The 419-nt window shown below is 54.7% G+C and carries 2 protein-coding genes; one reads left to right on the forward strand and one right to left on the reverse strand.

Going from position 1 to position 419, the window contains the following annotated elements; translation table 11 throughout:
- Positions 1-217 (forward strand): hypothetical protein (locus EN852_RS41820; protein ID WP_210238291.1); only part of this gene is annotated, 217 nt, incomplete at its 5' end.
- On the opposite strand, the gene EN852_RS41825 is transcribed toward EN852_RS41820, so the two are convergent.
- On the reverse strand, positions 214-419 hold a 206-nt coding region (locus tag EN852_RS41825; RefSeq protein WP_210238292.1), incomplete at its 5' end, for a hypothetical protein. The genes EN852_RS41820 and EN852_RS41825 overlap by 4 nt on opposite strands.

Genomic DNA, 419 nt, shown 5'->3' on the forward strand with positions numbered 1-419 from the left:
CAGCGGCGGATCGCGTTGGCAACGTCGATCATTTCAAACTGTCCCCACCACCGCCTCGGCATATCAGTTCGAAATCCTGCCATGTCAGGGGCTGCAATCCATCGGTCCTTGGACCGTTCAAGGCAGGCTATTCGCCAAGCCCGCTTTCACGCCTTCACAGAGCGGGCCTTTTGCCATCTTAAGATTTGCGCAACGGATGAATATTAGAATCTACTAATGCGTTTCGCCGTCCTGATCTTCTGCTGGATCGCATTCTTTGGCTGGGACCTGGCCGCCAATGACGGCCAATTCGTCCTCGCTATCGGCACGCGGCTTATGCATCTCATCCGCATGACTGGGCTTATTTGACCCGGCCTGACTGTTCAATGAATCTCGTTTTTGTCGGGCTCGGCGGCTTCCCTGCTTGGAACATAGGAGTT

Origin of the sequence: Mesorhizobium sp. M2E.F.Ca.ET.209.01.1.1, from assembly GCF_004010375.2 — a bacterium.
GTDB lineage: Bacteria > Pseudomonadota > Alphaproteobacteria > Rhizobiales > Rhizobiaceae > Mesorhizobium.